Genomic DNA, 22,825 nt, shown 5'->3' on the forward strand with positions numbered 1-22,825 from the left:
CGCAGCCCTAGAGCTGCAATGCGATCTGCGTCGTGCCGGGTTCGTCGGGGCTGGGGCGGCGCTTGAAGCCCAGTTCCTTGCACAACTGCAGCATGGGGCGGTTTTCCAGCAGTACGTAGCCCCAGATTTCGTGCAGGCCGCGGCGGCGACAGTCGTCCACCAGGCGCTGCATCAGCAGGGCGCCCAGGCCCTGGCGGGTCCACGAGGGTTCCACCAGCACGGAGAACTCGGCGCTGTTGGCGGCCTCGTCCACGTAGATGCGGCCCACGCCGCGCAGCTCGGCGGGCTTCACCGTCTCGTCCATCAGCACGAAGGCGGTCTCGATGGCGGGGTCGATGCGGCACAGGCGCTGCGCCATGGGTTCCGGTAGCTCACTCATCGAATGCAGGAAGCGGCGGCGGATGTCCTCGGGCGACAGCCGGGCGAACTGGCGCTTGAGGGCGGCCATGTCACCGGGTTCGATATGGCGCAGGCGCAGTTCGCGGCCATCGTGGGCCTGCACCCGTTCGCCCTTGGCGGGACGGGGCAGCTCGATCAGCCGGGGCCGGGCGAAGCGCTCGTTGCTGCGCGGGGGAAGCATGGCGCGATGGCTGTCATAGTCGATGGCGGCGTTCATGTCCATACTTTAGCGTATTGTGTGCATCGCAACATGAATAAATCGCCTTATGAAACGGGGTATTGGGCGGTTTTGTGTCGCACTGCATGGCCAGTTGCCGGGCTGCCTGCGCGCCATCGCCATCTGGCAGTGGGCAGAATGCGCCCATGGCGGCGCGGGCGCGTCGATGGGGAGTGAAGTCCATGGCGAGGCGGGGCATGACCACACGGCAGTTGGAGGCGCTGTGCCGTGGCTGGCCGGGCGTGACGGTGGACATCAAATGGGGTGCCGACCTGGTGTTCAGCGTGGCCGGCAAGATGTTCGTGATTACGCCGGTCGAGGGTGGCCGCCTCACCTTCAAGGTGGAGGAGGAACGCTTCCTTGAACTCACCGACCAGCCCGGTATCATCCCGTCCCCCTATCTCGCGCGCTCGCATTGGGTCGGTGTCATCGAGCCCTGGCGCTTCGCCACCGAGGAACTTGCCGCCCTGATCCGGACCTCCTATGGGCTGGTGCGGGCGCGGCTCACCAAGAAGATGCAGGCGGCGCTTGGCCCCTGGCCCCCGGAGCAGGACACGTGAAGCAATACATCGGAAGCATCGCCGTGATCGTGGCCGACTACGATGAGGCGATCGCCTGGTACACCCGGGTGCTCGGTTTCGACCTGGTCGAGGACGTCGACATGGGCGGCGGCAAGCGATGGGTGGTGGTGTCGCCGCCGGGCGCCGCCGAGACCCATCTGTTGCTGGCCAGGGCCGCCACGCCGGAACAGGCGGCGCGGGTGGGCAACCAGACTGGCGGCCGCGTGTTCCTGCTGCTGCACACCGACGATTTCTGGCGCGACTACCGACGCATGCAGGCGGCTGGCGCGGTGTTCTGCGAGCAGCCGCGCGAGGAAAGTTACGGGACCGTGGCGGTGTTCCAGGACCTGTACGGCAACCGGTGGGACCTGTTGCAGCGTAAGGCGGCCTGAGGGAGCCGGCTTATTTTTGTGGGTGGCAGCGGGTCAATCGGCCACGTCGGGTTCGAAGAAGCTCCAGCGCACGTCGGGAAACTGCGCCTTGATGGCGCGCTCGACGCTGTTGATGCCCTCGACCAGCGCGGACTGGTCGGGCATCGGGGCCATGCGCGCCTTCACCGCGAGCATCACGTCGGGTCCCATCTGCAAGGTGATGAGGTTGAGCACCACGTCGACCTCGGGGCGGGCGTTGATGAAGGCGATCATCGCCTCGCGGCGTCCGGACTCGACGCCTTGGCCGATCAGCAGGTCCTTCACCTCGTTGGCCACCGCCACCGCCACGATCACCAGCAGCACGCCGATGACGATGGTGCCGGCGGCGTCATAGAGGTGATTGCCGGTGAGCATGGTGGCGAGCACCGCCGCCAGCGCCACGCTGAGGCCGAACAGGGCGGCGAGGTCCTCGCCGAAGATCACCAGCAGCTCGCTGGATCGCGTCTCGTGGAACCAGCGCCACAGGCTGCGGCCCTGGCGTGCCTTGTTCACTTCCTTCAGGCAGCCGTGCATGGAGAACGATTCGGCGACCACGCCGAAGGCCAGCACGGCAAGCGCCAGCCAGGGCCACTTCAAGGGTTCCGGGTGGCTGAGCTTGTGCACGCCCTCGTAGATGGAAAACATGCCGCCGACACTGAACAGCAGCATGGCCACCAGGAAGGACCAGAAATACAGCGCGCGGCCCCAGCCCAGGGGGTATTCCTCCGACGGCGGCCGGTCGGCCTGGCGCATGCCGAGCAGCAGCAGGCCCTGGTTGCCGCAGTCGGCCAGCGAGTGCACGGCCTCGGCCAGCATGGCGCCGGAGCCGGTGACGAGCGCGGCCACCAGCTTGCTGAGGAAGATCGCGAAGTTGGCGCCCAGGGCGAGCAGGATGGCCCTGAGCGAATTGGCGTGGCCGGACATCCGTCACTTCCTTATCGGTAGAAGGTGTACTCCCCGGGCGCCTGCTTTGCCCATGCTGCCTCGGCTGGTCAGCGGATGCCCACGCCGACGCCCACGCCGAAGTTGACGTTGCCACGGCCGTTTTGCAGCTCCGCCGCCGTCCACAGGTGCGATTGCGCCACGCTGACCAGCGGGAACACATAGTCGGCCTGGCCCACCGCGCCCGCCCGCGTGCCGGAGATGCGACCGGAGAGGGTAATCAGGGCGCCGCCGGGATAGTCGAACGACTCCACGTAGCCGGGCATCACCGCGATGAAGCGACCCCAGCCGCCGCCGTTGTCCGCCTTGGGGCGCTGCGAGTTGTCGAGCGGGTAGCCGACGATCTCCACCTCGCTGTGGTCGGCGAGGTTGCGCACCGCCACGATGCGGCCGCCCCAGATCACGTCGGCGCCCGCGTAGCGCTCCGGCGATTGCGCCACCATGTTGGGCGCGGCGGCCACCGTGGCGGGCGTGGGCTTGTAGATCGGCGCCGGCGCGCAGGCGGCCAGCGCGAGCATGCTGGCGGCGAGGACGCCGCGGACGGGATGGGACATGGCGAACTTGGACATGGCGTGGTTCCGCGCGTGGGTTGCCACGAGCTTAGCGGGCGCGCCATGGGCTGGGTAGGCGGCGGATGCCGCGGGAACCCGGCGTTCAGCCGGCGCTTTCTTCCACCAGCCAGTCCAGCCGCCATTGCGCGGGGCGTCCCTGCGAGAGCAGCGGCGCCATCGCGCGCAGCGGCTCGCGCAGCGCGTCGTCGAGTTTCCACGGCGCATTCAGGATGACCATGCCCGAGCCGTTGAGCCGCAATGGTGAGTCGTCCGCATGCACCAGCAGTTCGGCGCGCAGCACGCGGCGCGCACCGCAATGCTGCAGCCAGCGGTGGAAGGGCTGGACCTGGCTGCGCAGCTTGATCGGGTACCACACCGCGTAGACGCCGCTGGGCCAGCGCTGCAGTGCCGCCTTGAGCGCCTGCTCGATCAGGCGGTACTCGGCCTCCTGCGCCTCGTAGGGCGGGTCGATCAGCACCAGGCCGCGTTTCTCCCTCGGCGGCAGCAGGGCCTTCAATGCCTCGTAGCCGTTGCGCTGATGCACGTGCACGCGGCGGTCGCGGTGGAACAGTTCGCGCAGCCGCGCGGCCTCTTCCGGGTGCAACTCGCACAGTTGCGCGCTGTCCTCCACGCGCATGGCGTTGGCCGCCTGCAATGGCGACCCCGGATACAGCTTCAGGCCGTGCTCGTTGCCGGGCAGGGCCAGGATGGCATCCAGCCAGTGGCGCAGCAATGGCGGCAGTGGCCCGCCATGGGCGCCGGACAAGTCGGGGAACAGCAGGCGGGCGATGCCGTCGCGGTATTCGCCGGTCTTGCCGGCCTCGACGCCATCCAGCGCGTAGCAGCCGCTGCCCGCATGCGTGTCGATGAAGGCGAACGGCGTGGGCTTGGCCCGCAAGGCTTCGATCAGCGCGAACAGCACCGAATGCTTGAGGACATCGGCGAAGTTGCCGGCGTGGTAGGCGTGGCGATAGTTCATGGGCATGCTTGCGCCGGATGGCAGGCGATTATACGGCCGGCCCGCCGGCTCCTGTGGGAGCGCACCCTGTGCGCGACTGCACAGCGGAGCGGAAACGCCGCAGCGTCGCTGCCGTGCACAGGGTGCGCTCCCACAAAAGAGCCGTGCCCGTGCTGATGGAGCCACCTCCAGAGTTGAGCCCATGGCAGCGCCGTGGCTATGCTCCCGCGCATGACCCGCCATCTGTTCCGCCATCTGCGTCGATGCCGCGCCTTGTTCGCGCTGGCGCTGTGCGCCTGGCTGGCGTTGGGCAGCGTGGCCTGGGCCATGCCTGTCGAGGACTGTTGCGCATCGATGGGGCCGGACATGGCGCAGGCCATGGCGGCGCCGGACCATGCGCCCATGCACGGCGCCACGCTGGCATCCGACACCTGTTGCGCGCATGCGGCGGCGCAGGTGCCGCCTTCAGCGATCGGCCATGTCCAACCCGTGCCATCCGGCCGACTGGCCTGGCAGCGGCATCGGATCGATGCGCCCCAGCCGGTCTACGATCCCCCGTTGCGGCCGCCGGTCGCCTGATTCTCCGCTCAACGCCATAGTCGGCCAATCGGCCGGTTCGATGTGTCCGCGTGACGGACACGATTGACGGAGCAAGCACATGGACAAGCAGGAACCGCACGGCATACGGTTGCCGCGGCGGCGTTTCGTACAGGGGCTCGCGCTGGGTGGCGTGGCGGCCGGACTCGGGCTTTGGCGCGGCAATGCGCTGGCCCAGGCGCCGGCGCCGCGTACCGAGCTGAGCGGCCAGCATTTCGAACTGGAGATCGACGAGCTGCCGGTCGATTTCACCGGGCGCAAGCGGCTGGCCACGGTGGTCAATGGGCAATTGCCGGCGCCGCTGCTGCGCTGGCGGCAGGGCGACACGGTGACGCTGCGCGTGCGCAACCGCCTGCGCGTGCCCAGCGCGATCCACTGGCACGGCATCGTGCTGCCGGCGGACATGGACGGCGTGCCGGGCCTGAGCTTCGACGGCATCCCGCCCGGCGGCGAGTACGTGTACCGCTTCACGGTGAACCAGGCGGGCACCTACTGGTACCACAGCCACGCGGGCTTCCAGGAGCAGACCGGGTTGTACGGGCCCATCGTGGTCGAGCCGCGCGGCGGCGAGCGCCACCAGGTGCAGCGCGACTACACGCTGCTGCTCAGCGACTGGACCGATGAGGACCCGGAAACGCTCTACGCCAACCTCAGGAAGCAGGGCGGCTACTACAACCACGGCAAGCGCACGGTCGGTGATTTCATGCGCGACGCCGGGCGCGAGGGCGTGGCGAAGGCGCTGGAGGATCGGCGCATGTGGAACCGCATGCGCATGGATCCCACCGACCTGTCAGACGTTTCCGGCGCCACCTACACCTACCTGGCCAACGGGCTGTCGCCAGTGGGCAACTGGACTGGCCTGTTCGGGCCCGGCGAGAGCGTGCGGCTGCGCCTCATCAACGGCGGGGCGATGACCTTCTTCGACGTGCGCATTCCCGGCCTGACGCTGCGGGTGGTCGCGGCGGACGGGCAGGACATCGAGCCGGTGAGCGTGGACGAGCTGCGCATCGCCCCGGGCGAGACCTACGATGTGATCGTGCAGCCCTCGGCCGACCGCGCCTGGACCATCTTCGCGCAGAGCATGGACCGCTCCGGCTACGCGCGCGCCACGCTGGCGCCGCGCGCGGGCATGAGCGCCGAGGTGCCCCCGCTCGATCCGCGTCCCTTGCTGTCGATGGCCGACATGATGGGTGCGATGGACCACGGCGGCATGGGGCACGACATGGCCGGCATGCGGCACGACATGGCGGGCATGGACATGATGGGCATGATGCCGGGGATGGCCATGCCGATGGCGCAGGAGCCGGCGCCGTCCCTGGAAACGGGACCCGAGGTGGACATGCGGGTCGCCACGCCGCGGCGCAATCTGGACGATCCCGGCGTGGGCCTGCGCGGCAACGGCCGCCGCGTGCTGGCCTACGCGGACCTGCATGCCATCGATGCGCCCATCTCGCCCACGGTGGACCGCGAACTGCACCTGCGCCTCACCGGCAACATGGAACGCTACCTGTGGTCGTTCGACGGCCAGCGGCCGCCGCAGGGCGGGCCGCTCCGCCTGCGCCATGGCGAACACGTGCGGATCACGCTGGTGAACGACACCATGATGACGCACCCCATCCACCTGCATGGCATGTGGAGCGAGCTGGAAACGCCGGAGGGCGGCTTCCTGGCGCGCAAGCACACCGTGTCGGTGCAGCCGGCGCAGCAGCTGAGCTATCGCGTCAGCGCCGATGCCGTGGGGCGATGGGCCTACCACTGCCACCTGTTCTATCACATGGCCGCGGGCATGTTCCGCGAGGTGGTGATCGCATGAACGCGCCACGTCGCTTGACCGGCGTGCTGGCACTGTGCGCGGCCTGGCCGGCGCTGGCCTGGGCGCAGAACATGGACATGCAGGACATGCCGATGACGCCCGCGCCGGCCGACGCGCACGCCGGCCATGCGCACGAGGATAGCCACGGGGACGCTGCCACGCAGGAGGCCACGCCGATGCTTCCACCCAACGACCATGTGGCGCCGCCTCCGCCGCAAGCCGAGCCGTCGGCCTCGATGATGCACATGGAAGGCGAGCCCACGCTCGGCATGTGGCAGTTCGACCGGCTGGAGCGCGGCCGCGGCACCGGCGGCGACTACGCCACCGCGTGGGAGACGGAAGGCTGGTGGGGCACCGCGCTCGATCGCCTGTGGCTGAATACCGAGGGCGAGCGTGACGGCGGTGGTACCGAGGGCCGCGTCGAGGCCTTGTGGAGCCACGCCTGGAGCAACTTCTGGGACTGGCAGCTGGGCGCCCGCCAGGACTTCGGGCAGGGGCCGAACCGCCAGTGGGCCGCCGTGGGCGTGCAGGGATTGGCGCCCTACTGGTTCGAGACGCAGGCAACGTTCTATGCGGGCGAGCAGGGGCGCACCGCGTTGCGCGTGGAGAGCAGCCACGAGCTGCTGTTCACCCAGCGCCTGATCCTGGAGCCACGGCTGGAGCTGAACTTCTACGGCAAGAGCGATCCGCGGCGCGAGGTCTCGTCCGGCCTGTCTGACCTGGAGGCGGGCCTGCGCCTGCGCTACGAGTTCAGCCGCAAGTTCGCGCCTTACCTCGGCGTGACCTGGACGCGGCGTTTCGGCGATGGCGACGAACGGCCGGGCGCGCCGCCGTGGCGCGCGCGCGAAACGACCTGGGTGGCCGGCGTGAGGCTGTGGTTCTGACGTGCGGAAAGCGGGGAGCGGCCGGAAGGCCGCCCCCCCGGGAGTTTCAGTAGGCGACGGTGATGCGCCGGTCGCGCGCGTCGCGCTTCTCCACGCGGTCGAGCAGGGCGGCCGCGTAGTCGGGCACGCTGATGCGGCTGTTGCCGTTCGCATCGGCCAGCAGCTGGTCGCCGCCCACGCGGTAAGTGCCGGTACGCGGGCCGTCCTCCAGCAGGGCGGCTGGACTGATATACGTCCATTCCACCTCCGCCTTGCCCTGGCGGAACACGTCCAGTGCCTTGGCCTGGCCGGTGGCTTCGGCCTTCCAGGCCTCGGGGAAATGCGGGTCGTCGATCACGCGCACACCAGGCGCGGTTTCCAGCGAGCCCGCGCCGCCCACCCAGACCAGGCGCTTCACGCCGGCGCGCGGCAGTTGCTCGAGCAGGATGGCCGCGTTGGCCGGGATGCTGTCCGGCGTGCCGTCGCGGCGGGCAGACAGGCTGGCCACCGCGGCGTCGGCGCCGCGCACCGCGTCCAGCCAGCTTTCCGGTTTCGCCACGTCGCCGGCGACGACGTCGAGACGGTCGTGGCGGGTCGCCAGCCGCGCCGGATCGCGCACGATGGCGGTGACCGAATACCCGCGCGCGAGCGCTTCGTCGAGGATGGCGTGGCCGACGTGGCCGGTGGCGCCGAACAGGGCGATCTTCATGGATAGATGCTCCAGGCAAGGGAGGAAATGGGGTGCATGGCGAGCTCCATGATGCGCCCTTGCGAGGGGCTATTCGACCACGCCGTGGCTTTCCGCCGTACCCACCAGTTCCGGCTGGGTGGGCTGACGCCGGCGGCGCGTGAGCAGCGGATGGGTGAAGACGGCGGTGAGGATCACCGCCACGCCCGCATAGAACCAGCCATCCAGCTCGCGCTGCTCGCCCAGCAGCAGGATGGCCAGCACGATGGCGTAGACCGGCTCCAGGTTGGTCACCATCTGCGTACCAAAGGCGCTCATGTGGCGCAGCGCCACCAGTGCCAGCGCGAATGGCAGCAAAGTGCAGCCGAAGGCAAGCAGTACCAGCAGCGTGGCGTCGTGCAGGCCGGGCAGTGCGAAAGCCGGTCCCGCGTGAGGCAGGATAGGCGCCAGCAGGGTCAGGAACAGCGTGCCGGTACCCAGCTCGATGCAGGTGACGGTGAGTGGATCGCCATGTTCCACCAGGCGCTTGTTGAAGGCGCTGAACAGCGCGACCAGCAGCGCGGATAGCGCGCCCACCGCGATGCCGGCGCGCATCGTCACCGGCACGCCGCCCACCACCATCGCCACGCCGGGCACCACCGCCACGCCGATCAGCAGCTCGCGCGGATCGAACCGGCGCCGCGCGATCCAGGGTTCCAGCAGGGACAGGAACACTGGCCCCAGCGCGATGCAGGTGGCACCCACCGAGGCGTTGGCCAGCTTGATCGCGCCATAGAAGGTGAGCCAATGCAGCGACACCAGTACGCCGATGCCGGCATAGCCCCAGCGCAGCCGCGCCGGCATCGTCATCAGGCCGCGCCACACCTTGGGGCTGAGCAGCAGCGCGGCGGTCACCAGCAGCATGCGCCACCACACCAGCGACAAGGCGGGCAGGGTGATCAATTTGCCCAGGATGGCGGTGAAGCCCCACAGCAGGACGCAGAAGTGGATCTGCCAGCGGGCTTGGGTGGCGGCTTGCATGCGCTTGGGATGGCCGTGGGGATGGCCGCGTATTCTAGCGGCCGCGCGCGCCCGGTGCGGACGCCTCGCAACGGCCATGGGGCCCTGGGGTGCTTCAGCGAGCGGCTGCGGCCGGCGGCTTTGCGACCGCCGGCCCGGCCTTCGGCGGATGGCGCATCTGCTCCAGCACGCTGACGCAGGTGTTGTCCGGCGCGCCCTTGCTGGCGGCGACCAGCGGCAGCAGCGCGGCCACCGGCGCGGCGAGCACGCCCAGCGCCAGGGCGCCGCCGCCGCGCAGGATCAGCGGGCCGGGCTGTACGCCGACGTCGGGGTTCTTGAGCGTGCCCTTGACGTAGAGCGGCGAGCGCAGCGACAGCAGGCGCAGCCCCTTCGAATCGGGGCGCACGTCCAGGTTGAGCTGCTCGTTGGCGAAGTTCACCGTGCCGTCGATGCGGATGGTGGCGTCCTCGGTGTCGAATACGAACAGGCGCGTCTGGTACAGGCCGTTGCTGGCGGCCAGGTCGGTGGCGGCGCAGTGGATCTTCACCGTCTTGTCGCCGAACAGCTTGCTGATGATGACGTTGCCCACGTTGAGCCCGGCCGTTTCCAGCAGGGCCTTGCTGATCGCGCCGTCGTTCATCAGCAGCTTCACCTCGCCGCTGGACGAGCCCATCAATTCGCTGACGGAATTGCCGTGCGCGGCGAGGGCGGCGTCGCCGTTGATCTCGCCGAAGCTGGTCTGCATCGGCTGGAAGGTGGGAAACAGCTGCTTGAGCTTGAGGTGGCGGGCGCCCAGGTGGATGTCGCCCTGCATGGGCGTGCGGCTGCCGTCGAGCTTCAGGCGACTGTCGATCTTGCCGCCGGCGAGGCCGAAGGTGAGCGGATCGAGGTGCAGCACGCCGTTGTCCATCATCACGTGGGTGGAGAGGTTGTCGATGGGCAGCGAGGCCTCGCGCACGATGCGCGCCGCGTCGAAGGCCACGTCGGCATCCATCGCGCGCCAGCGGTCGGTGCGAAACGGCTCGACCGGCAGCACCTTGTCCGCCGGTTGCGGCGTGGCGTCGCCGCGCTGCTGCTTCTGCGCGTTGCTGTCGGCGCCGATCAGCGGCGCCAGGTCGGCGAAGCGCAGCAACTGCGAGGCCACCTTGCCGCTCAACTTGGGACGGGGGCCGCCGGTATCGAAGGCCAGGTCGCCGGCCAAGTCGCTGCCGCCGACACGGCCGCGGAAGTGCTGGTAGGAATAATGGCTGCCGCTGCGCGAGAGGTTGGCCTTGAGATGGCCCTCGGTGGCGTAGGGCGGGGTGTCGGGCAGGGTGACGCCGATCAGCGGATACAGCTTGGCCATGCTGCTGCCGGAGAACCACAGCCGGATGTCCAGCGCCGCCAGGTGCAGCGGATCGGTCAGCGTGCCCACCAGGGCGATATGGCTGTCGCCCACGTGCACGTCGGCCTGCAGCGGGAAGGGCTGGTCGGCCTGCTGCAGCGCCAGTACGCCGCCGGTCTTGCCGCTGCCCTTGACCGCCGCGCCCTGGTAATGGCCGGTGGCCTGCCAGGCGAACTGGTAGGCCGCGCTCGTATGGCCGGGTTGCTCGCGGTCGGCTTCCTTGGCCAGCGCCTCGCGTGCGCTGGCGCCCACGGTCTTGCCGGCCTGCTCGCGCGCGGCGGTGGATTGCTGCGCCACGATCTGGTCGTAGGGAATCGCCCGCCCCAGCGTTTCCATGGTCACCTGCAGCGTGGTCTTGCTGGCCGCGTCGTCCAGCGCGATCTGGCCGCGGTCGAAGCCGATGGCGCGCAGGTCGAGTTGCCAGGGCGAGGGCTGGTCGCTGGCGGCGAACTGGAAGGTCCAGGTGGCGCGCCCCTGCGCATCGCGTTCGAGGTCGACACGCGGGTGCACCAGGTAGAGCACCGGGATCTCCACGCGATGCGCCAGCAGCGGCAGCGGCGCGAGGCGGAAACGCACGGCGTCGAGCTGCGCGAACTGGGGCTGCTTCGCCCAATCGGGGTTGGCGATGACGATGTCGCGCGCCTCCAGCCGGGGCCAGGGCACCAGCGCGGCGAGGCCGCCTTCCCGGGGGTCGCGGGCCCAGCTCACGCTCAGGTCGCCCTGGATGGCGAATGGACGTCCGATCGCCTGGCTGACGCGGTCGTCGATGGTGGGCTTGAGGCGGTTCCAGTCGAAGGTGGCGATCACCACGATCGCCACCACGACGAGCAGCACCACGATGGCCAGCGGCGTGTAGACGAACCACACCAGCTTGCTTCGACGTCCAGCCATCGCCCTCTCCCGTGCGGGACCGGCCGAAGCCGGTCGGTGCGTCCAGTGATAACGGCGGCGGTGGCAATTTTTCGTTGTCGCTGGGTGGAAGCGCTCAGCGCTGGTTCATGCCGTCACGCTTCCTCGACGGTGCCGTCGGCCTTCCAGTAGCCGGTGGCACGCACCCATTCCTTGGGCACGCCCAATGCCTCGTTGAGGTACTGGCGCATGCGCCGCGCGCGCCCCGATTCGGCGGCGATCCACCAGAAGCTGTCGCCAGGCAGCTCGGGTAGGCGTTCCAGGGCGTTCTCCAGCAACTGGCTGCCAGCGGGATCGATGCCGTCGCGCTCGAACCAGCTCAGATCGACCTCGGCGCGCGAGCTCAGCGGCTGGCGGTCGGCGCTGCCGGGAATCTCGGCCAGCACGACGGCATGCGCGCCATAGGGCAGTTCGTCGAGCCAGCGGCCAATGGCGGGCAGGGCGGTCTCGTCGCCGATCATCACGTAGTGGTCGAAGTCCTCCGCCACGATGAAGGAACCGCGCGGGCCGCCGGCGCCGATGCGCTGTCCCGGCGCCGCCTGCTCGGCCCAGGCGGAGGCGGGACCGTCGCCGTGCAGCACGAAGTCCACGGTCAGTTCGTTCAGTTCATCGTCGTAGCGGCGCGGCGTGTAGTCGCGCATCGGCGAGGGCTCGGCGCCTTCGGGAAATTCCAGCCGGCCCTGCTCCAGCGAAGGCAGCACCAGCCTGCCCTCGCGGTTGGGGAAGAACAGCTTGACGTGGTCGTCCGGCGATACGCTGAGGAAGCCGCGCAGGGCATCGCCGCCGAATACGACGCGTTGCATGTGGGGCGTCAGGCGCTCCACGCGCAGAACCTCGATCTCGCGCAGGATGACCGTGTGGCGTTGCATCTGGTGGGCATGTCGGGTCATGGCAGGTCTCCATGGGGGATGGGGAAAGCGTTCGATCGCGATGGCAGGCCATGCCGGCGGACGGCCGCCGGGCTCAGGGCGTGGCCTTGGCCTCGCGCACGGGCAGGGTGACGCTGCACAGGTCGACCTTGCCCGCCGGGTTGCGGTAGAAGTCGTCGCGGCGATGGCGCTTGGCATCGATGAGGGCGGCGAAGGTGGCGCTGTCCGTGCGCAGCACTTCGAGCGCCGGACGCTGCGCGGGCGGCAGTTCGGAAACCAGCTGCACCGAGCGGATCGCCACGCGCTGCGCCGGCTTGTCGTAGAAGCCCAGCGGCCCGGTGCCGCGCGGCAGGCCGGAGAGGTATTCCATGCCTTGCAGCACGCGCCCGGCGATGGCGAGGTTGCGGTCCAGCCCGCGCGGGGCCTGGCCGATCACCGCGTACAGCGAGCTGCCGCTGCCGGTCTGCGGATCGTTGTCGCGCGCCACGCCCACCATGCCGTAGCAGTGCGCCAGCCATTCCTGCCCGCTGGCCTTGTCGCGCGCCACCGGGAAGCCTTCGGAGAAACCCACCTCGGGCGCGTAGACGTCGCCGTCGGGCAGCGGCGTGAACGGCGGGGCGCCCTCGATGGGGCGCGTATATTCGGGCGGTAGGGTCGCCTTGGCCGAGCCCAGCGGCTTGAGCTTGCTCTTGTCGCCGTCGTCGTCGTCTTCTGGATCGCCCCACTGGGTGACGAAGTTGTCCTGCACGCGCACGATGGCCAGGCCGTCGAAGTAGTGCTCGCGCACCAGCGTGCGGATGTTGGCGGCGTGCAGCGGGGTGAAGTCGCTGGCCAGCTCGATCACCACCTGGCCCTGCGGCAACTGCATCAGCAGCAGGTTCTGCGGGTCGGGAGCGCGCCATTCCTGCGGGCGCGACTTGGCGAGCAGTTCCTTGGGCGTGGGCGTATGGGCCGGCGTGGCGTCGTCGGCCAGGATGCCCGCGGGCAGGATCGTGGCGAGTACGACGGCGGCGGCGAGGCAGTGGCGCAGCGGCATGAGGTTCCCCCTGGGATCGGTAGCCGGACGTTAGCAGACCGCGTGCCGGGACGCCGCCCTCGCAGGACGCCGGCGGCGCGAATCGTCAAGAGCGGCGGAGGCGGCCCGGCTTCACTACAATGCCGCCCCTTTTCAGCGCATCGTCCGCACGCCGCCCATGGATATCGTCGTCAACGAAGAACTCAAGGCCTATATCGATCCCCTGACGCCGGACGAGTACGAGGCGCTGGAACGCAGCCTGCTCGCCGAGGGCTGCCGCGACGCACTGGTGCTGTGGGGCGACGTGCTGGTCGATGGCCACAACCGCTACGGCATCTGCCGCAAGCACGGCCTGCCGTTCCAGACCGTGCAGAACACGCATTTCCAGTCGATCGAGGACGTGCACCTATGGATGATCGAGCAGCACCTGGGCCGGCGCAGCGTGTCCGATTTCCAGCGCGGCGTGCTGGCCTTGCGCAAGCGGGAAATCCTGGCCGCGCGCCGCGTCCGCGCGCAGGCGGTGGAGGCGCCGCCTGCGACCGCCGACGAGGCGGTGCCAGTGATGGCCGACGAGCCCGCATCGGCGCCGTCCGAGCCGTTGCCGAGCCGCCAGGCGCTCGCCCGCGAGGCGCGGCTGAGCAACAGCCAGGTCGTGCTGATCGAGAAGATCCACAAGCAGGCGGCGCCGGAAGTGGTGGCCGCGGTGAAGTCCGGCGCGTTGTCGATCAACGCGGCGGCCGCGGTGGCCAGCCTGCCGGAGGAAGAGCAGCGTGCCGCCGCGATGGCCGGCGACAAGGAGTTGAAGCAGGTCGCCAGACGCGTGCGCGAATCGCGCCGCAAGCCGCCGAAGGAAGCGGCGGCCGCGCAGGAGGACGACCTGCCCACGCTGCGCCGCCGCGTGGCCGAACTGGTCGCCGAGGTCGCCGAGCTGAAGGCGGACAACGAGGCCCTGCGCCAGCAACTGGCGCGCTGGGAACGTAGCGAGGCTAGCAGCGTCTGAGAGCCTGTTCAAAATCTCGATGTCATCCCAGCTACCCCTCGGCGCTAATCGGTTCCCTCTGTAGGAGCGCACCCTGTGCGCGACCGCCTTTTGCCTCAGTCTCCATGTCCGTCATCCTGGCCCTTGCCTCCTTTGGCGGGATGCGCCGGGATGACCAGCCATGAGGCGAAAGGCGTCGCGCACAGGGTGCGCTCCTACAAGGCTGCGTGGAGGGCACACAGTAGGGAAGGGGAGCGGTGCTCTTGGCCCCTCCCCCTGCGTGCAGGGGGAGGTTGGGAGGGGGGCTTGTGCTACATGGAAATCGAACGACGCCGAGGTCTAGCCGCCGATCCAGCCGCCCGCCGCCTCGCCGCCGCTGGCGTGCGCCACGGCGTCATGTGGGTGCAGGCTTTCATGGTGTTCCACGCGCACGCGATAGCGGGCGATGCCCGCGCCATCGTGCAGCGCGCGCTGGATGCGCCGCGCCGCGTCCTCGCAGAACATCAGGTTGCCGCCATTGGCGAGGGCGAAGGCCTGTTCGTCCTCGCGCTTGACCGCCGTCTGCACCGGCGTGGCCAGCGCCTGCTCGATGCGGTCGAGCAGCGGCAGCAGATCCAGTGGCGCGTCCTGTGCGGGGCGTACCCGTACTTGCGCCGTGCTGCGCTGCGCGTGGGGCGTGGCGACGATGCCGCGCTCGCTGCCCAGCCACGCCATGACGGCCGCATGGTCCAGCGGGGCGTCGGCGCGGAAGTCGCCGGCGAACTGTTGCTGGATAAGCTGGCGCGCCAGCGCGGCGGAGGCGGGGCAGGTGGAGGAATAGGTGACCGCGGTTTCCAGCTCCCAGCGGAAGCCGCGCTCGTCCAGCAGGGCCTCGACCAGCACCGGATAGGCGCGCCAGCCGCTGTTGCCGCTGCGCAGCGCGGCACGGCGCACGAGATGCTCGAAGCGCAGGCTGACGCGGGCGCGATCGGCGAGGCCATCCTGCGAGCGCAGGAAGGCGTGCAGCAGCCGTTCGAGCACGGGACCATCGAGCCTGCCGCCGCCCAGGTGCCCGTCCAGCAGCAGGTAGAGGCGGGACATGTGGATGCCCCGGCTGGCCGCGCGCGTGAGGTTGACGAAGGCGTCGACGCGGGCGCCGCATCGTTGTGTTTCGCCATTCCCGGCATCGAAGGCGATGGGCAGTTCGATGCCGGCCATGCCGACCCAGTCCAGCGTGCCGGCCGTGTCGCGCGGGGCTTCCACGGCCACGTCGGGCAGGGCGAGGATGCGGTGGTCGCGGTGCTTCATCGGGGTTCTCCGCCATCGGCGTGCGTGGAGGGTATCAATGCGGCGCTTTCTGTTGCGTGCGCAGCATCGCGATGGCCGAGGCGGCGTTCACCTGCAGCATGCCGTGGGACACCCGGCTGCTGCGCAGGAGGATGTCGTGCAGCGTGCGCGCGTCCAAGCGTGGCGACAGTGAGAGCAGCAGCGCCGCGATGCCGCTGACGTGCGCGGCCGCCATGGACGAGCCCGAGGTGAAGTCGTAGCCGCCGCCGGGCTGGGTGGTGAGGATGTCGTTGCCTGGCGCGCTCAGGATGCCGGGAGGCGCTGGCTGGGCGCCGCTCATGCGGACCACGAGCACGCCGGGACGATCGTTGGGGAAGCCGTCGGGATTGCCTTCCGGCGGCATCGCGGCGACCACGATGCGCCCTTGTTGCAGCAACTGGCCGAGCAGCTTGTCCAGCAGCGGGTCCGACGGCCCGCCCAGGCTGAGGTTGACGATGCGCGCGTCGGTGTCGATCACCGCCGCCAGCGCCTTGGCCAGGGTGAACGAATTGCAGCGCGCGCCGGTTCCGGCCGAGCCGTACCAGCAGGCCTTGTAGATGCTCAGCTCCGCCTTGGGGGCGATGCCGACGATGCCCTGGTGGTTGTCGCCGACGGCGGTGATGATGCCGGCCACTTCCGTGCCGTGGCCATCGGCGCCGAAGGCGCTCGCGTCGGCGTCCACCAGGTTGCGCGCCGCGACGATGCGGCCCTTCAGGTCCGGATGCATCATGTCCACGCCGGTGTCGATGATCGCGACATGCACGCCGCTGCCCTGGCTGATGTTGTGCGCGAGGGCGGCGTCGGTCTCGACGAAACCGCGCTGCAGGTTGGCATAGGGATCGTTGTAGTGGTGCGCGCCGGCCGTGTCGTCCGAGTACACCGCATAGTCCTGCAGCGGCTGCGCCAGCGCGACGCGGCTGTCCTTGGCCAGCGCGGCGAGCAGCGCCTCGCGGCTCATGCCCGGCGGCGGCTCCAGCACGATGCAGTACAGGTCCAGCGCCTTGATCGGCCAGCCGGTGATCTGGCGGATGCCGTAGCGTTGCTTGAGCTCGTCCAGGGTGGACACCGCGCGCTGGCCGGCACCGTAGTTGCCGGCGGGCGCGTAGCCGAGCAGGCTGGAACCGGCGTGGGTGGCGGGGGGCTCGACCGGATTGGCCACGGCCAGCACGATGTCGCGCCGGGCATCCATGGTGGCTGCGCTGGCGGCCGTGGCCTCGACGCTGCCGTCGCTCGACGGCGCGACGGGGCGCGGTGCCGCACAGGCGGCCAGCAGGGCCAACAGCAGGGCCAGCAGGGCAAGGCGGACGCGTCGCGTCATGGTGCGGTGGCGACCGGCTCGGCCAGGCGGATGCCATGGGCGGCGCGCAGCTTGCGCAGCGTGTCGTCAGGCGCGGCGGTGTCGGCCGCCGGCACTACGGTGTAGGCACCGACGTCGTTGGGGCCGCCGACCACCCGCAGCCGCAGGCTGTGCAGCAGGGCGTTCCAGTCGGCCAGCTTCATGGCCTCGTCGGGCACCACGTGGATCGCACCCTGGGGCGCGGGCAGGCTCGGCTGGCTCAGCGTGCGGTAGGCGGGGTGCTGGCTTTCGGACCACAGCCTGGCTCCCAGCACGCCGATGCCCAACGCCTGCACCAGCACCGCGGCGACCAGGGCGCGCATGGTCCAGGAGGTCCGCGAGCGCGGCGACGTTTCCTGGATATCCGGCGCATCGATGCGGGCCAGCAGGTGCCGCAGGCCGGCATCGGCATCCACCGCGATGTCCGGCGGCAGGGCGACGGCGCGGCGCAGGCGTTGCTGCTGGGCGAACTCGGTGCGGCACGATTCGCACTCGACCAGGTGCCGGGTCAGCCATTCGTCCTGTGCCTGCGGGGCACTGCCCTGCAGCGTCCAGGGCATGATCTCCCAGGCACGGGCGCAATCCTTGCCGACGTCCATTGGAAATTTCATGGCGTTTTCTCTTTCTGCAAAGGCGGCTCTCCCGCGAGCGCCGGTAGCGTGTTGCGCAACTTGACCCGCGCATGGAACAGCCGGGCCTTCACCGTGCCCACCGGGCACTGCATGATGACGGCGACGTCCTCCAGGGTATGGCCCAGTCCGTAGACCAGTTCGACGACCACCCGCTGGTCCGCCGAAAGGTGCTTGAGGCCCTTGGCAAGCCAGTCGCGCAGCTCGCGGTCCTCGCCCGGGTCGTGCGAAGGCATGCGGTCCTCGCGGCCGTCGTCCTCCACCGGCTCGTCGCCGTGCTGGCGCAGCGTCTTCAGGCCGCAGCGGTAGGCGATGCCGAAGATCCAGGTGGACACGCGCGAGTCGCCGTGGAAGCCGCTCGCCTTCTGCCAGGCGATCCAGAAGCAGTCGTTGATGACCTCCTCGATCACGTCGGCGCGGCGCGTCAGGCGTGACAGGAAGCGGACCAGCCGGCCGTGGTAGCTGCGGTACAGCACGGCCAGCGCGGCGCGGTCGCCCCCTGACATGCGTTGGAGCAGCATGCGGTCTGTCGCGTCTGCGTCGATGTCGGCGTCGTTCATGACCATCTCGGAAGGGTGGTTGCTCGCCCGGTGAGTGCCCTGTCGGCGCGAAAAGGTTGTCTGGCTCCAAGAGCCTGTTCACAGGCTCCTAGAAAGACCAGGACGCCGTGGCGACCCAGGCGGCGGTGCGCAGGTCGTCCGGCACGCGCGGCAGCCCGTCGGTCGCCACCCGGTCGACCTCGATGCGCCAGGGACCATGGCTCCACAGCAGTCCGACATGGCCGTAGCGATAGGGCCGGGTGCTGCCGTATCCGTAAGATTCTGCGTCACCGTGGTCGGCCGCATGGTCATCAGCATAGTAGCCGTAGGCCAGCGGCGTGGGCTGGGCGATGCCCACCCCGGCGGAAAGGGCGAGGCGCCAGGGCAGCGGCCAGTGCACGCCCAGGTCCACCGCGCCACGCAGCCGATGGTCGCTGCCGCTCACGGGATGGATGGCCGACAGGCCAAGCGAGAGGACGTCGCGGTAGAGCCAGCCCAGGCCGGCCTCGGCGCGGTCGAATGCCTTGCGGCGGTCGTGGCCGGGGTAGTTGTCGTACAGCGCATTCGCCTGCATCTGCCAGTCGGCCGAAAGCCGCCAGTAGCGCATAGCCTGCACCAGCGCCTCGGCGACATGGTCCGGCGAACGTGTCTCGATGCTGGCCGAGGCGCCGAGATTCCAGCCAGACGCGACGGCCCAGGCGGCCGCGCCCTGCAGCACCGGCGTCTGCGGCGTGATCGCCTGTCCCCGGTCCACCAACTGCGAGCTGAGGGCCACGGAACCGCTCACGCTGCCCGACTGGGCGTGGACCGCCAAAGGCAGGCCCAGCCCGAGGGCCAGCGCGAGCCGGCCGATCCGCGCGGCGGGCGAGGCGAACGCCATGGATCTGTCGGCAGGGGGCTTCATGGACGCATCAGGCGCCGTTGCGCCACGGATCTCCGTGGCGCGGGGAAGGGGCTGTGCGGTGGAAGGCGGCTTGCCAGTCGTCTCGCCACATCGGCTCATTGTCTGCGTGATCCCTTGCCGGCACGATCGGGGCGTGCGCCATGCCCGCGATTCTATAAGGCCGGCCTGGCGGCGTGGCGGTCAGTGGAGGGTGTCGAGGTAGGCAATCAGGTCCTCCAACTGCTTGGCGTTGTCCAGGCCGCTGTACTTCATCTTGGTGCCGGGGTTGGCCTGCTTGGCGGGCTGCGACAGGTAGCCGTGCAGCTTGTCCGCGGTCCAGGTCCAGGGCGCGTGCCGCAGCGCGTCGGAATAGTTGTAGTCCGGCAGGGTGCCGGCCGCGCGCCCCACGATGCCGAACAAGCTGGGGCCCTTCTTGTTGCGTCCCTGCTGGACGCTATGGCACTCGGAGCATTCGCTCTTGAACACGTCCGAGCCGGCGGCCGCGTCACCGGCCGTGGCGGCCGGCGACGCCAGCATCCCGCCGGCGGCGATGACGCCGGCCGCGGCTATTCCCAGGATCTTCCCAAACGACGACTTGATCACTTGCATGGCTCCCGTGTGACGTGATTCAGAACGCAAGGCTGGCGGAAATGGAGAACTCGTCCAGGTCCCGCGCATTGGTTACGGGAAAGCCCGGCGGCGCGCCGAAGACGTTGCTGCTGGTGCCGTTGAAGCGGGTGAAGCGGAACCAGGTGGCGGCGATCTTCAGGTTGGCGAACGGCGTCAAGGAACCTTCCTTGCCGAACGGCGCCCAGAACAGGGTGTATAGGTTGCTGGTGACCGCCGGGTCGCCGAACGGCGGGTAGCGGAGGGGATCGCTGGTGCCCGTGCTGCGCAGGTGCGCCACGGTGATGCCGTAGGTCTGCCTGAAGGTGTAGGTGGCGCTCAGGGTCTGGTCGTGCGCGGCCACGTGCTGCTTGCTGGTCAGGCCCGGCACGGGGCCGGCTAAGACGCTGCCGTAGTCGCGCTGTTCGAGGATGTTCACGTAGCTCATCTGCACGATGTGCTCGCGGTTGCCCAGGAACTGGTAGCTCAGGTCGTAGCCCAGGTCGGTGATGTCGTCCTTGGGCGCGTTGCGCGGCAGCTGCCGCTTGGTGGTCAGCGCCACCAGGCCGGCGGAGAAGAACTGGCGCTTCAGGTCCTTCATGTAGGCCAGCCGCAGGTAGCCCGTGTCGCTGAGCTTGCCCGGGTCGCTCGATGGCGTGTAGCCGACGTCCGACTGGGTGGAGCGCGGCAGCGAGTTGTAGGTGCCCAGCTCGCCCAGCCAGCTGCCGTCGAACAGGCCGTAGGCGACGGCGCCGATGACGTGGGTCGCCAGCGGATTGGGGCTGGAGGGATTGAGCAGCGTGCCCGAGTTGGCCGGCGGGCCGAAGTTGGAGGCGCTCGGCAGCACGCTGATGGGATCCTCGAAGCCCGGGCTGTTGTTGACGCTCACGCCGAACATGGCGTCGTGGCCGGCCAGCGTGAGGTCCTTGGCCACGTAGCGCAGGTCCACGTTGCTGAGCTTGGTATGGAAATGGTCGTGGCCGTCGTTGTCGGTCTCCACCTTGACGTAGCCGCCCGCGTTGTCGCTGATGCGGCCGGCCAGATAAAGATCGGCCTCGGTCAGCTGGGTCGTGTCCTTGCTGTTGCTGCCGGCCGGCACGGCGCGCGTGCCGATCAGCTGGATCGCCGCCGGCAGGCTGCCGCCCTTGCCGCCCGTATCCGTGTAGCCATTGAGCTTGAAGCGTATGCCGTAGGGCGTCAGCGCGGGTCCATAGGCGCCGGCATGGCAATCGGCGCAGGCCGAGCCGGTTTGCCTGGCGTAGGCGGGCGTGGCCTGCGCGCCGTGGCTGGCGAACAGCAGCATGGCCGCCACCAGGCCAAGCCACGGAAACCAGCGGGCGGCGCCGCGCGTGGCCTGCCTGTCGCGCGCGCGTTGGATCGAAGCGGTAGGCATGGGATCTCCCTTGTCTTGATGGATGGAGCTCAGCGCCGGCGCCGGGGCAGCATGGCGCGGAGCACGCGGTCCTTGAGGATGAAGTGGTGCCAGAGCGCGGCCCCCACGTGCAGCGCGACCAGGCCCAGCAGCAGCCATGCGGCGTCCTGGTGCCAGTCGCTGAGGTTGTCCGCGAGGTCCTCGTCGGGCGCCACCAGCGCCGGCAGGGTGAGGCCGAGGAAATGCACCGGCTTGTCCTCGGCGTTGCTCAGCGCCCAGCCGAGCAGCGGCTGCGCGAGGATCAGCAGGTACAGCGCGGCGTGGTTCACGGCGGCCGCGGCGCGCAGCGGCCATGCCACGTGCCCTTCCTCGGTGGAGGGCAGTTTGCCCAGGCGCAGGCGAAGGAGCGCGCGCGCGAAGAACAGGAGCAGCACCAGCAGCCCGACATGACGATGGCCCTCGAGCAGCCAGAGGCGAACGGCGCGTCCATCCAACTGGTCGCGCAGCAGGATCAAGGCTACGCCGAGCAACAGGAGCAGCGCGGTCAGCCAGTGCAAGGCTACCAGCATGCGGGGACGCGTCGGCGCGGGCACCGGAGCCTCCTGCGAGGGAAGCGTGCCGTTGCTCCCGGCCTGGTTCTGCCAGGCCATATCCGGATTGTCCTCGTGCATCGCGGTCATTCCACGGTGTCCCCATGCGTGATTCGCCGTGCCGCCTCGCATCCGGGGAGGATGCAAGGCGCGAAGCGGGCGTGATCTTTGTGCGGGGTGGGTGCCGCCATCGCCGCGAAAGGTTGCATGCATCGGCAAGCGGCGCGAGCCGCGCCGCGCATGCCGCCGACGCAACCTTTCCTCGCACGGCCGGCACTCAGCTAGCGACGCTTGCGTTCAAGCGTTCCCTGCCTGGTCGTGGACATGGACATCGAACGTATTCCCTTGCAAAAGCATGGCGACAGCCGGGGCATGCTCATCGCCCTGGAGCAGGACCGCAACGTGCCGTTCGAGATCCGGCGCGTGTACTACCTGTTCGCCACCAAGGGCGGCGTGCATCGCGGCATGCATGCGCATCGCAACCTCAACCAGTTGGCGGTGACGGTGCGCGGTTCGGTCACCTTCCTGCTGGACGACGGCAGCGGCCCGCACGAGGTCGTGCTCGACGACCCCTCGCAGGGCCTGCTGCTGCGGCGCATGGTGTGGCGCGAGATGTACGACTTCAGCGACGACTGCGTGCTGATGGTGCTGGCCGACCAGTTCTATGACCCGGCGGACTACATCACCGACTACGACCTGTTCCTGCGCGAGGTAGCCGGCGCAGGCCATTCGGGAGACAGGGCAGCATGCCTAGGCCGCTAGTGCTCATCGGGGCCGGCGAGCTTGCGCTGATCGCCTGCGAATACTTCGAACACGACGGCGGGCGCGACGTGGCCGCCTTCAGCGTCGATCGCGACTACCTGGCGCAGCCCACGCTGGCCGGCCGGACGGTGGTGCCGTTCGACGAACTGGAAGTCTCGTATCCGCCCGCGGACTACGACGCCTTCGTGGCCATTCCCGCCAGCCAGCTCAACCGCCTGCGCACGCGCTTCTACCTGGAAGCCAGGCGCAAGGGCTACCGGCTCGCCAGCTACGTCAGCTCGCGCGCCTTCGTGTGGCGCAACGCCGAGATCGGCGAGAACTGCTTCATCTTCGAGAACAACGTGATCCAGCCGTTCGTGCGCATCGGCAACAACTGCATCCTGTGGAGCGGCAACCACGTCGGCCACCGCACGGTGGTGCGCGACCACGTGTTCGTCGCCTCGCATGCGGTGATCTCCGGCTATTGCGACATCGGCGAAAGCAGCTTCATCGGCGTCAACAGCGCCTTCAACGATGGCGTGAAGATCGCGCCGGACAACGTGATCGGCGCCGGCGCCCTGGTCACCCGCGACACGGAGGCGGGCCGCGTCTACGTCGGCTCGCCCGCGCGCGCGGTGCCGGACCGCTCCAGCTTCGATGTGAGGCTTTAG

Annotated in this window: 25 protein-coding genes; 8 read left to right on the forward strand and 17 right to left on the reverse strand. The window is 69.5% G+C overall.

The window, feature by feature from the left end; all coding sequences use genetic code 11:
- Positions 1–7: 7 nt before the first annotated feature.
- Positions 8–616 carry a GNAT family N-acetyltransferase gene (locus MJ605_RS04035; RefSeq protein WP_243039756.1) on the reverse strand — a complete coding sequence of 203 codons (609 nt, stop codon included), beginning with the start codon at positions 614–616 and terminating at the stop codon, positions 8–10.
- 197 nt (positions 617–813) lie between these two features.
- On the opposite strand from MJ605_RS04035, the gene MJ605_RS04040 reads away from it, so the two are divergent.
- Together MJ605_RS04040 and MJ605_RS04045 are read left to right on the forward strand one after the other, a co-directional pair.
- Positions 814–1,176: an MmcQ/YjbR family DNA-binding protein gene (locus MJ605_RS04040; protein ID WP_243039757.1), complete on the forward strand. Its 363-nt coding sequence runs from the start codon at positions 814–816 to the stop codon at positions 1,174–1,176.
- A complete protein-coding gene (locus MJ605_RS04045) occupies positions 1,173–1,568 on the forward strand; it encodes a VOC family protein (RefSeq protein ID WP_243039758.1) in 396 nt (131 codons plus the stop codon). Before MJ605_RS04040 ends, MJ605_RS04045 begins: the two co-directional genes overlap by 4 nt.
- A 33-nt stretch (positions 1,569–1,601) precedes the next feature.
- On the opposite strand, the gene MJ605_RS04050 is transcribed toward MJ605_RS04045, so the two are convergent.
- From MJ605_RS04050 to MJ605_RS04060, 3 genes are all read right to left on the reverse strand, one after another.
- Positions 1,602–2,510, reverse strand: a complete 909-nt coding sequence (locus tag MJ605_RS04050; protein WP_243039759.1) for a cation diffusion facilitator family transporter — start codon at positions 2,508–2,510, stop codon at positions 1,602–1,604.
- Between the two features lie 68 nt (positions 2,511–2,578).
- On the reverse strand, positions 2,579–3,097 hold the full coding sequence (locus MJ605_RS04055) for a Slp family lipoprotein (protein WP_243039760.1): 519 nt from the start codon (positions 3,095–3,097) through the stop codon (positions 2,579–2,581).
- An 85-nt stretch (positions 3,098–3,182) separates the two neighbouring features.
- Positions 3,183–4,058, reverse strand: coding sequence for a 23S rRNA (adenine(2030)-N(6))-methyltransferase RlmJ (locus MJ605_RS04060; RefSeq protein WP_243039761.1), 876 nt, complete (start codon positions 4,056–4,058; stop codon positions 3,183–3,185).
- Positions 4,059–4,268: 210 nt separating this feature from the next.
- Between MJ605_RS04060 and MJ605_RS04065 the strand changes: the two genes are divergently transcribed.
- The 3 genes from MJ605_RS04065 (at position 4,269) to MJ605_RS04075 (ending at position 7,331) form a co-directional block, all read left to right on the forward strand.
- The gene (locus tag MJ605_RS04065; RefSeq protein ID WP_243039762.1) at positions 4,269–4,616 is read left to right on the forward strand and encodes a hypothetical protein; all 348 of its coding nucleotides are present in this window, start codon (positions 4,269–4,271) and stop codon (positions 4,614–4,616) included.
- A 79-nt stretch (positions 4,617–4,695) separates the two neighbouring features.
- Positions 4,696–6,447, forward strand: coding sequence for a copper resistance system multicopper oxidase (locus MJ605_RS04070; RefSeq protein WP_243039763.1), 1,752 nt, complete (start codon positions 4,696–4,698; stop codon positions 6,445–6,447).
- Complete coding sequence (locus tag MJ605_RS04075; protein ID WP_243039764.1) at positions 6,444–7,331, forward strand: copper resistance protein B; 888 nt, start codon at positions 6,444–6,446, stop codon at positions 7,329–7,331. Before MJ605_RS04070 ends, MJ605_RS04075 begins: the two co-directional genes overlap by 4 nt.
- A gap of 46 nt (positions 7,332–7,377) precedes the next feature.
- Here the strand turns inward: MJ605_RS04075 and MJ605_RS04080 are convergent, their stop codons facing one another.
- The 5 genes from MJ605_RS04080 to MJ605_RS04100 form a co-directional block, all read right to left on the reverse strand.
- Complete coding sequence (locus MJ605_RS04080) at positions 7,378–8,019, reverse strand: NAD(P)-dependent oxidoreductase (RefSeq protein ID WP_243039765.1); 642 nt, start codon at positions 8,017–8,019, stop codon at positions 7,378–7,380.
- Positions 8,020–8,088: 69 nt separating this feature from the next.
- A complete protein-coding gene (locus MJ605_RS04085; RefSeq protein WP_243039766.1) occupies positions 8,089–9,018 on the reverse strand; it encodes a DMT family transporter in 930 nt (309 codons plus the stop codon).
- A 94-nt stretch (positions 9,019–9,112) separates the two neighbouring features.
- Positions 9,113–11,272 (reverse strand): AsmA family protein, encoded by a 2,160-nt coding sequence (locus MJ605_RS04090; protein WP_243039767.1) that lies wholly within the window; start codon positions 11,270–11,272, stop codon positions 9,113–9,115.
- A gap of 113 nt (positions 11,273–11,385) precedes the next feature.
- Entirely contained in the window at positions 11,386–12,180 is a 795-nt protein-coding gene (locus MJ605_RS04095) for a siderophore-interacting protein (RefSeq protein ID WP_243039768.1), read from the reverse strand.
- A gap of 73 nt (positions 12,181–12,253) precedes the next feature.
- Positions 12,254–13,195: a peptidylprolyl isomerase gene (locus MJ605_RS04100; protein WP_243039769.1), complete on the reverse strand. Its 942-nt coding sequence runs from the start codon at positions 13,193–13,195 to the stop codon at positions 12,254–12,256.
- Between the two features lie 157 nt (positions 13,196–13,352).
- Here MJ605_RS04100 and MJ605_RS04105 point away from each other — a divergent pair, with 157 nt between their 5' ends.
- Positions 13,353–14,174, forward strand: a complete 822-nt coding sequence (locus tag MJ605_RS04105; protein WP_243039770.1) for a plasmid replication/partition related protein — start codon at positions 13,353–13,355, stop codon at positions 14,172–14,174.
- 318 nt (positions 14,175–14,492) lie between these two features.
- Here MJ605_RS04105 and folE2 read toward each other — a convergent pair whose 3' ends face one another.
- From folE2 to MJ605_RS04145, 8 genes are all read right to left on the reverse strand, one after another.
- Complete coding sequence (gene folE2 / locus MJ605_RS04110; RefSeq protein WP_243039771.1) at positions 14,493–15,440, reverse strand: GTP cyclohydrolase FolE2; 948 nt, start codon at positions 15,438–15,440, stop codon at positions 14,493–14,495.
- Positions 15,441–15,474: 34 nt separating this feature from the next.
- On the reverse strand, positions 15,475–16,776 hold the full coding sequence (locus MJ605_RS04115) for a S8 family serine peptidase (protein ID WP_243039772.1): 1,302 nt from the start codon (positions 16,774–16,776) through the stop codon (positions 15,475–15,477).
- The gene (locus MJ605_RS04120) at positions 16,773–17,405 is read right to left on the reverse strand and encodes an anti-sigma factor (RefSeq protein WP_243039773.1); all 633 of its coding nucleotides are present in this window, start codon (positions 17,403–17,405) and stop codon (positions 16,773–16,775) included. Before MJ605_RS04120 ends, MJ605_RS04115 begins: the two co-directional genes overlap by 4 nt.
- Positions 17,402–17,983 (reverse strand): RNA polymerase sigma factor, encoded by a 582-nt coding sequence (locus tag MJ605_RS04125; RefSeq protein WP_243039774.1) that lies wholly within the window; start codon positions 17,981–17,983, stop codon positions 17,402–17,404. The genes MJ605_RS04120 and MJ605_RS04125 overlap by 4 nt, the downstream gene beginning before the upstream one ends.
- Positions 17,984–18,071: 88 nt before the next feature.
- Positions 18,072–18,842, reverse strand: coding sequence for a TorF family putative porin (locus MJ605_RS04130; RefSeq protein WP_243039775.1), 771 nt, complete (start codon positions 18,840–18,842; stop codon positions 18,072–18,074).
- Positions 18,843–19,046: 204 nt separating this feature from the next.
- Positions 19,047–19,382, reverse strand: a complete 336-nt coding sequence (locus MJ605_RS04135; RefSeq protein WP_243040017.1) for a c-type cytochrome — start codon at positions 19,380–19,382, stop codon at positions 19,047–19,049.
- A 91-nt stretch (positions 19,383–19,473) separates the two neighbouring features.
- Complete coding sequence (locus MJ605_RS04140) at positions 19,474–20,844, reverse strand: cytochrome C (RefSeq protein ID WP_243039776.1); 1,371 nt, start codon at positions 20,842–20,844, stop codon at positions 19,474–19,476.
- A gap of 29 nt (positions 20,845–20,873) precedes the next feature.
- Positions 20,874–21,392 carry a cytochrome b gene (locus MJ605_RS04145; protein WP_425600979.1) on the reverse strand — a complete coding sequence of 173 codons (519 nt, stop codon included), beginning with the start codon at positions 21,390–21,392 and terminating at the stop codon, positions 20,874–20,876.
- A 345-nt stretch (positions 21,393–21,737) separates the two neighbouring features.
- On the opposite strand from MJ605_RS04145, the gene MJ605_RS04150 reads away from it, so the two are divergent.
- Together MJ605_RS04150 and MJ605_RS04155 are read left to right on the forward strand one after the other, a co-directional pair.
- Complete coding sequence (locus MJ605_RS04150; RefSeq protein ID WP_243039778.1) at positions 21,738–22,175, forward strand: sugar 3,4-ketoisomerase; 438 nt, start codon at positions 21,738–21,740, stop codon at positions 22,173–22,175.
- Entirely contained in the window at positions 22,160–22,825 is a 666-nt protein-coding gene (locus MJ605_RS04155; protein WP_243039779.1) for an acetyltransferase, read from the forward strand. The genes MJ605_RS04150 and MJ605_RS04155 overlap by 16 nt, the downstream gene beginning before the upstream one ends.

The organism is Dyella sedimenti, from assembly GCF_022760995.1.
GTDB classification, from domain to species: domain Bacteria; phylum Pseudomonadota; class Gammaproteobacteria; order Xanthomonadales; family Rhodanobacteraceae; genus Dyella; species Dyella sedimenti.

Bases quoted from the DNA above. Each gene is read 5' to 3' on its own strand.
- MJ605_RS04120 (WP_243039773.1), bottom strand. From the start codon at position 17,405: ATGAAATTTCCAATGGACGTCGGCAAGGATTGCGCCCGTGCCTGGGAG.
- MJ605_RS04105 (WP_243039770.1), top strand. From the start codon at position 13,353: ATGGATATCGTCGTCAACGAAGAACTCAAGGCCTATATCGATCCCCTG.
- MJ605_RS04145 (WP_425600979.1), bottom strand. From the start codon at position 21,392: ATGCTGGTAGCCTTGCACTGGCTGACCGCGCTGCTCCTGTTGCTCGGC.
- MJ605_RS04070 (WP_243039763.1), top strand. From the start codon at position 4,696: ATGGACAAGCAGGAACCGCACGGCATACGGTTGCCGCGGCGGCGTTTC.
- MJ605_RS04080 (WP_243039765.1), bottom strand. From the start codon at position 8,019: ATGAAGATCGCCCTGTTCGGCGCCACCGGCCACGTCGGCCACGCCATC.
- MJ605_RS04060 (WP_243039761.1), bottom strand. From the start codon at position 4,058: ATGAACTATCGCCACGCCTACCACGCCGGCAACTTCGCCGATGTCCTC.
- MJ605_RS04040 (WP_243039757.1), top strand. From the start codon at position 814: ATGACCACACGGCAGTTGGAGGCGCTGTGCCGTGGCTGGCCGGGCGTG.
- MJ605_RS04155 (WP_243039779.1), top strand. From the start codon at position 22,160: ATGCCTAGGCCGCTAGTGCTCATCGGGGCCGGCGAGCTTGCGCTGATC.
- MJ605_RS04115 (WP_243039772.1), bottom strand. From the start codon at position 16,776: ATGACGCGACGCGTCCGCCTTGCCCTGCTGGCCCTGCTGTTGGCCCTG.
- MJ605_RS04065 (WP_243039762.1), top strand. From the start codon at position 4,269: ATGACCCGCCATCTGTTCCGCCATCTGCGTCGATGCCGCGCCTTGTTC.
- MJ605_RS04125 (WP_243039774.1), bottom strand. From the start codon at position 17,983: ATGAACGACGCCGACATCGACGCAGACGCGACAGACCGCATGCTGCTC.
- MJ605_RS04130 (WP_243039775.1), bottom strand. From the start codon at position 18,842: ATGGCGTTCGCCTCGCCCGCCGCGCGGATCGGCCGGCTCGCGCTGGCC.
- MJ605_RS04100 (WP_243039769.1), bottom strand. From the start codon at position 13,195: ATGCCGCTGCGCCACTGCCTCGCCGCCGCCGTCGTACTCGCCACGATC.
- MJ605_RS04135 (WP_243040017.1), bottom strand. From the start codon at position 19,382: ATGCTGGCGTCGCCGGCCGCCACGGCCGGTGACGCGGCCGCCGGCTCG.
- MJ605_RS04150 (WP_243039778.1), top strand. From the start codon at position 21,738: ATGGACATCGAACGTATTCCCTTGCAAAAGCATGGCGACAGCCGGGGC.
- MJ605_RS04090 (WP_243039767.1), bottom strand. From the start codon at position 11,272: ATGGCTGGACGTCGAAGCAAGCTGGTGTGGTTCGTCTACACGCCGCTG.
- MJ605_RS04055 (WP_243039760.1), bottom strand. From the start codon at position 3,097: ATGTCCAAGTTCGCCATGTCCCATCCCGTCCGCGGCGTCCTCGCCGCC.
- MJ605_RS04035 (WP_243039756.1), bottom strand. From the start codon at position 616: ATGAACGCCGCCATCGACTATGACAGCCATCGCGCCATGCTTCCCCCG.
- folE2 (WP_243039771.1), bottom strand. From the start codon at position 15,440: ATGAAGCACCGCGACCACCGCATCCTCGCCCTGCCCGACGTGGCCGTG.
- MJ605_RS04095 (WP_243039768.1), bottom strand. From the start codon at position 12,180: ATGACCCGACATGCCCACCAGATGCAACGCCACACGGTCATCCTGCGC.
- MJ605_RS04085 (WP_243039766.1), bottom strand. From the start codon at position 9,018: ATGCAAGCCGCCACCCAAGCCCGCTGGCAGATCCACTTCTGCGTCCTG.
- MJ605_RS04050 (WP_243039759.1), bottom strand. From the start codon at position 2,510: ATGTCCGGCCACGCCAATTCGCTCAGGGCCATCCTGCTCGCCCTGGGC.
- MJ605_RS04140 (WP_243039776.1), bottom strand. From the start codon at position 20,844: ATGCCTACCGCTTCGATCCAACGCGCGCGCGACAGGCAGGCCACGCGC.
- MJ605_RS04075 (WP_243039764.1), top strand. From the start codon at position 6,444: ATGAACGCGCCACGTCGCTTGACCGGCGTGCTGGCACTGTGCGCGGCC.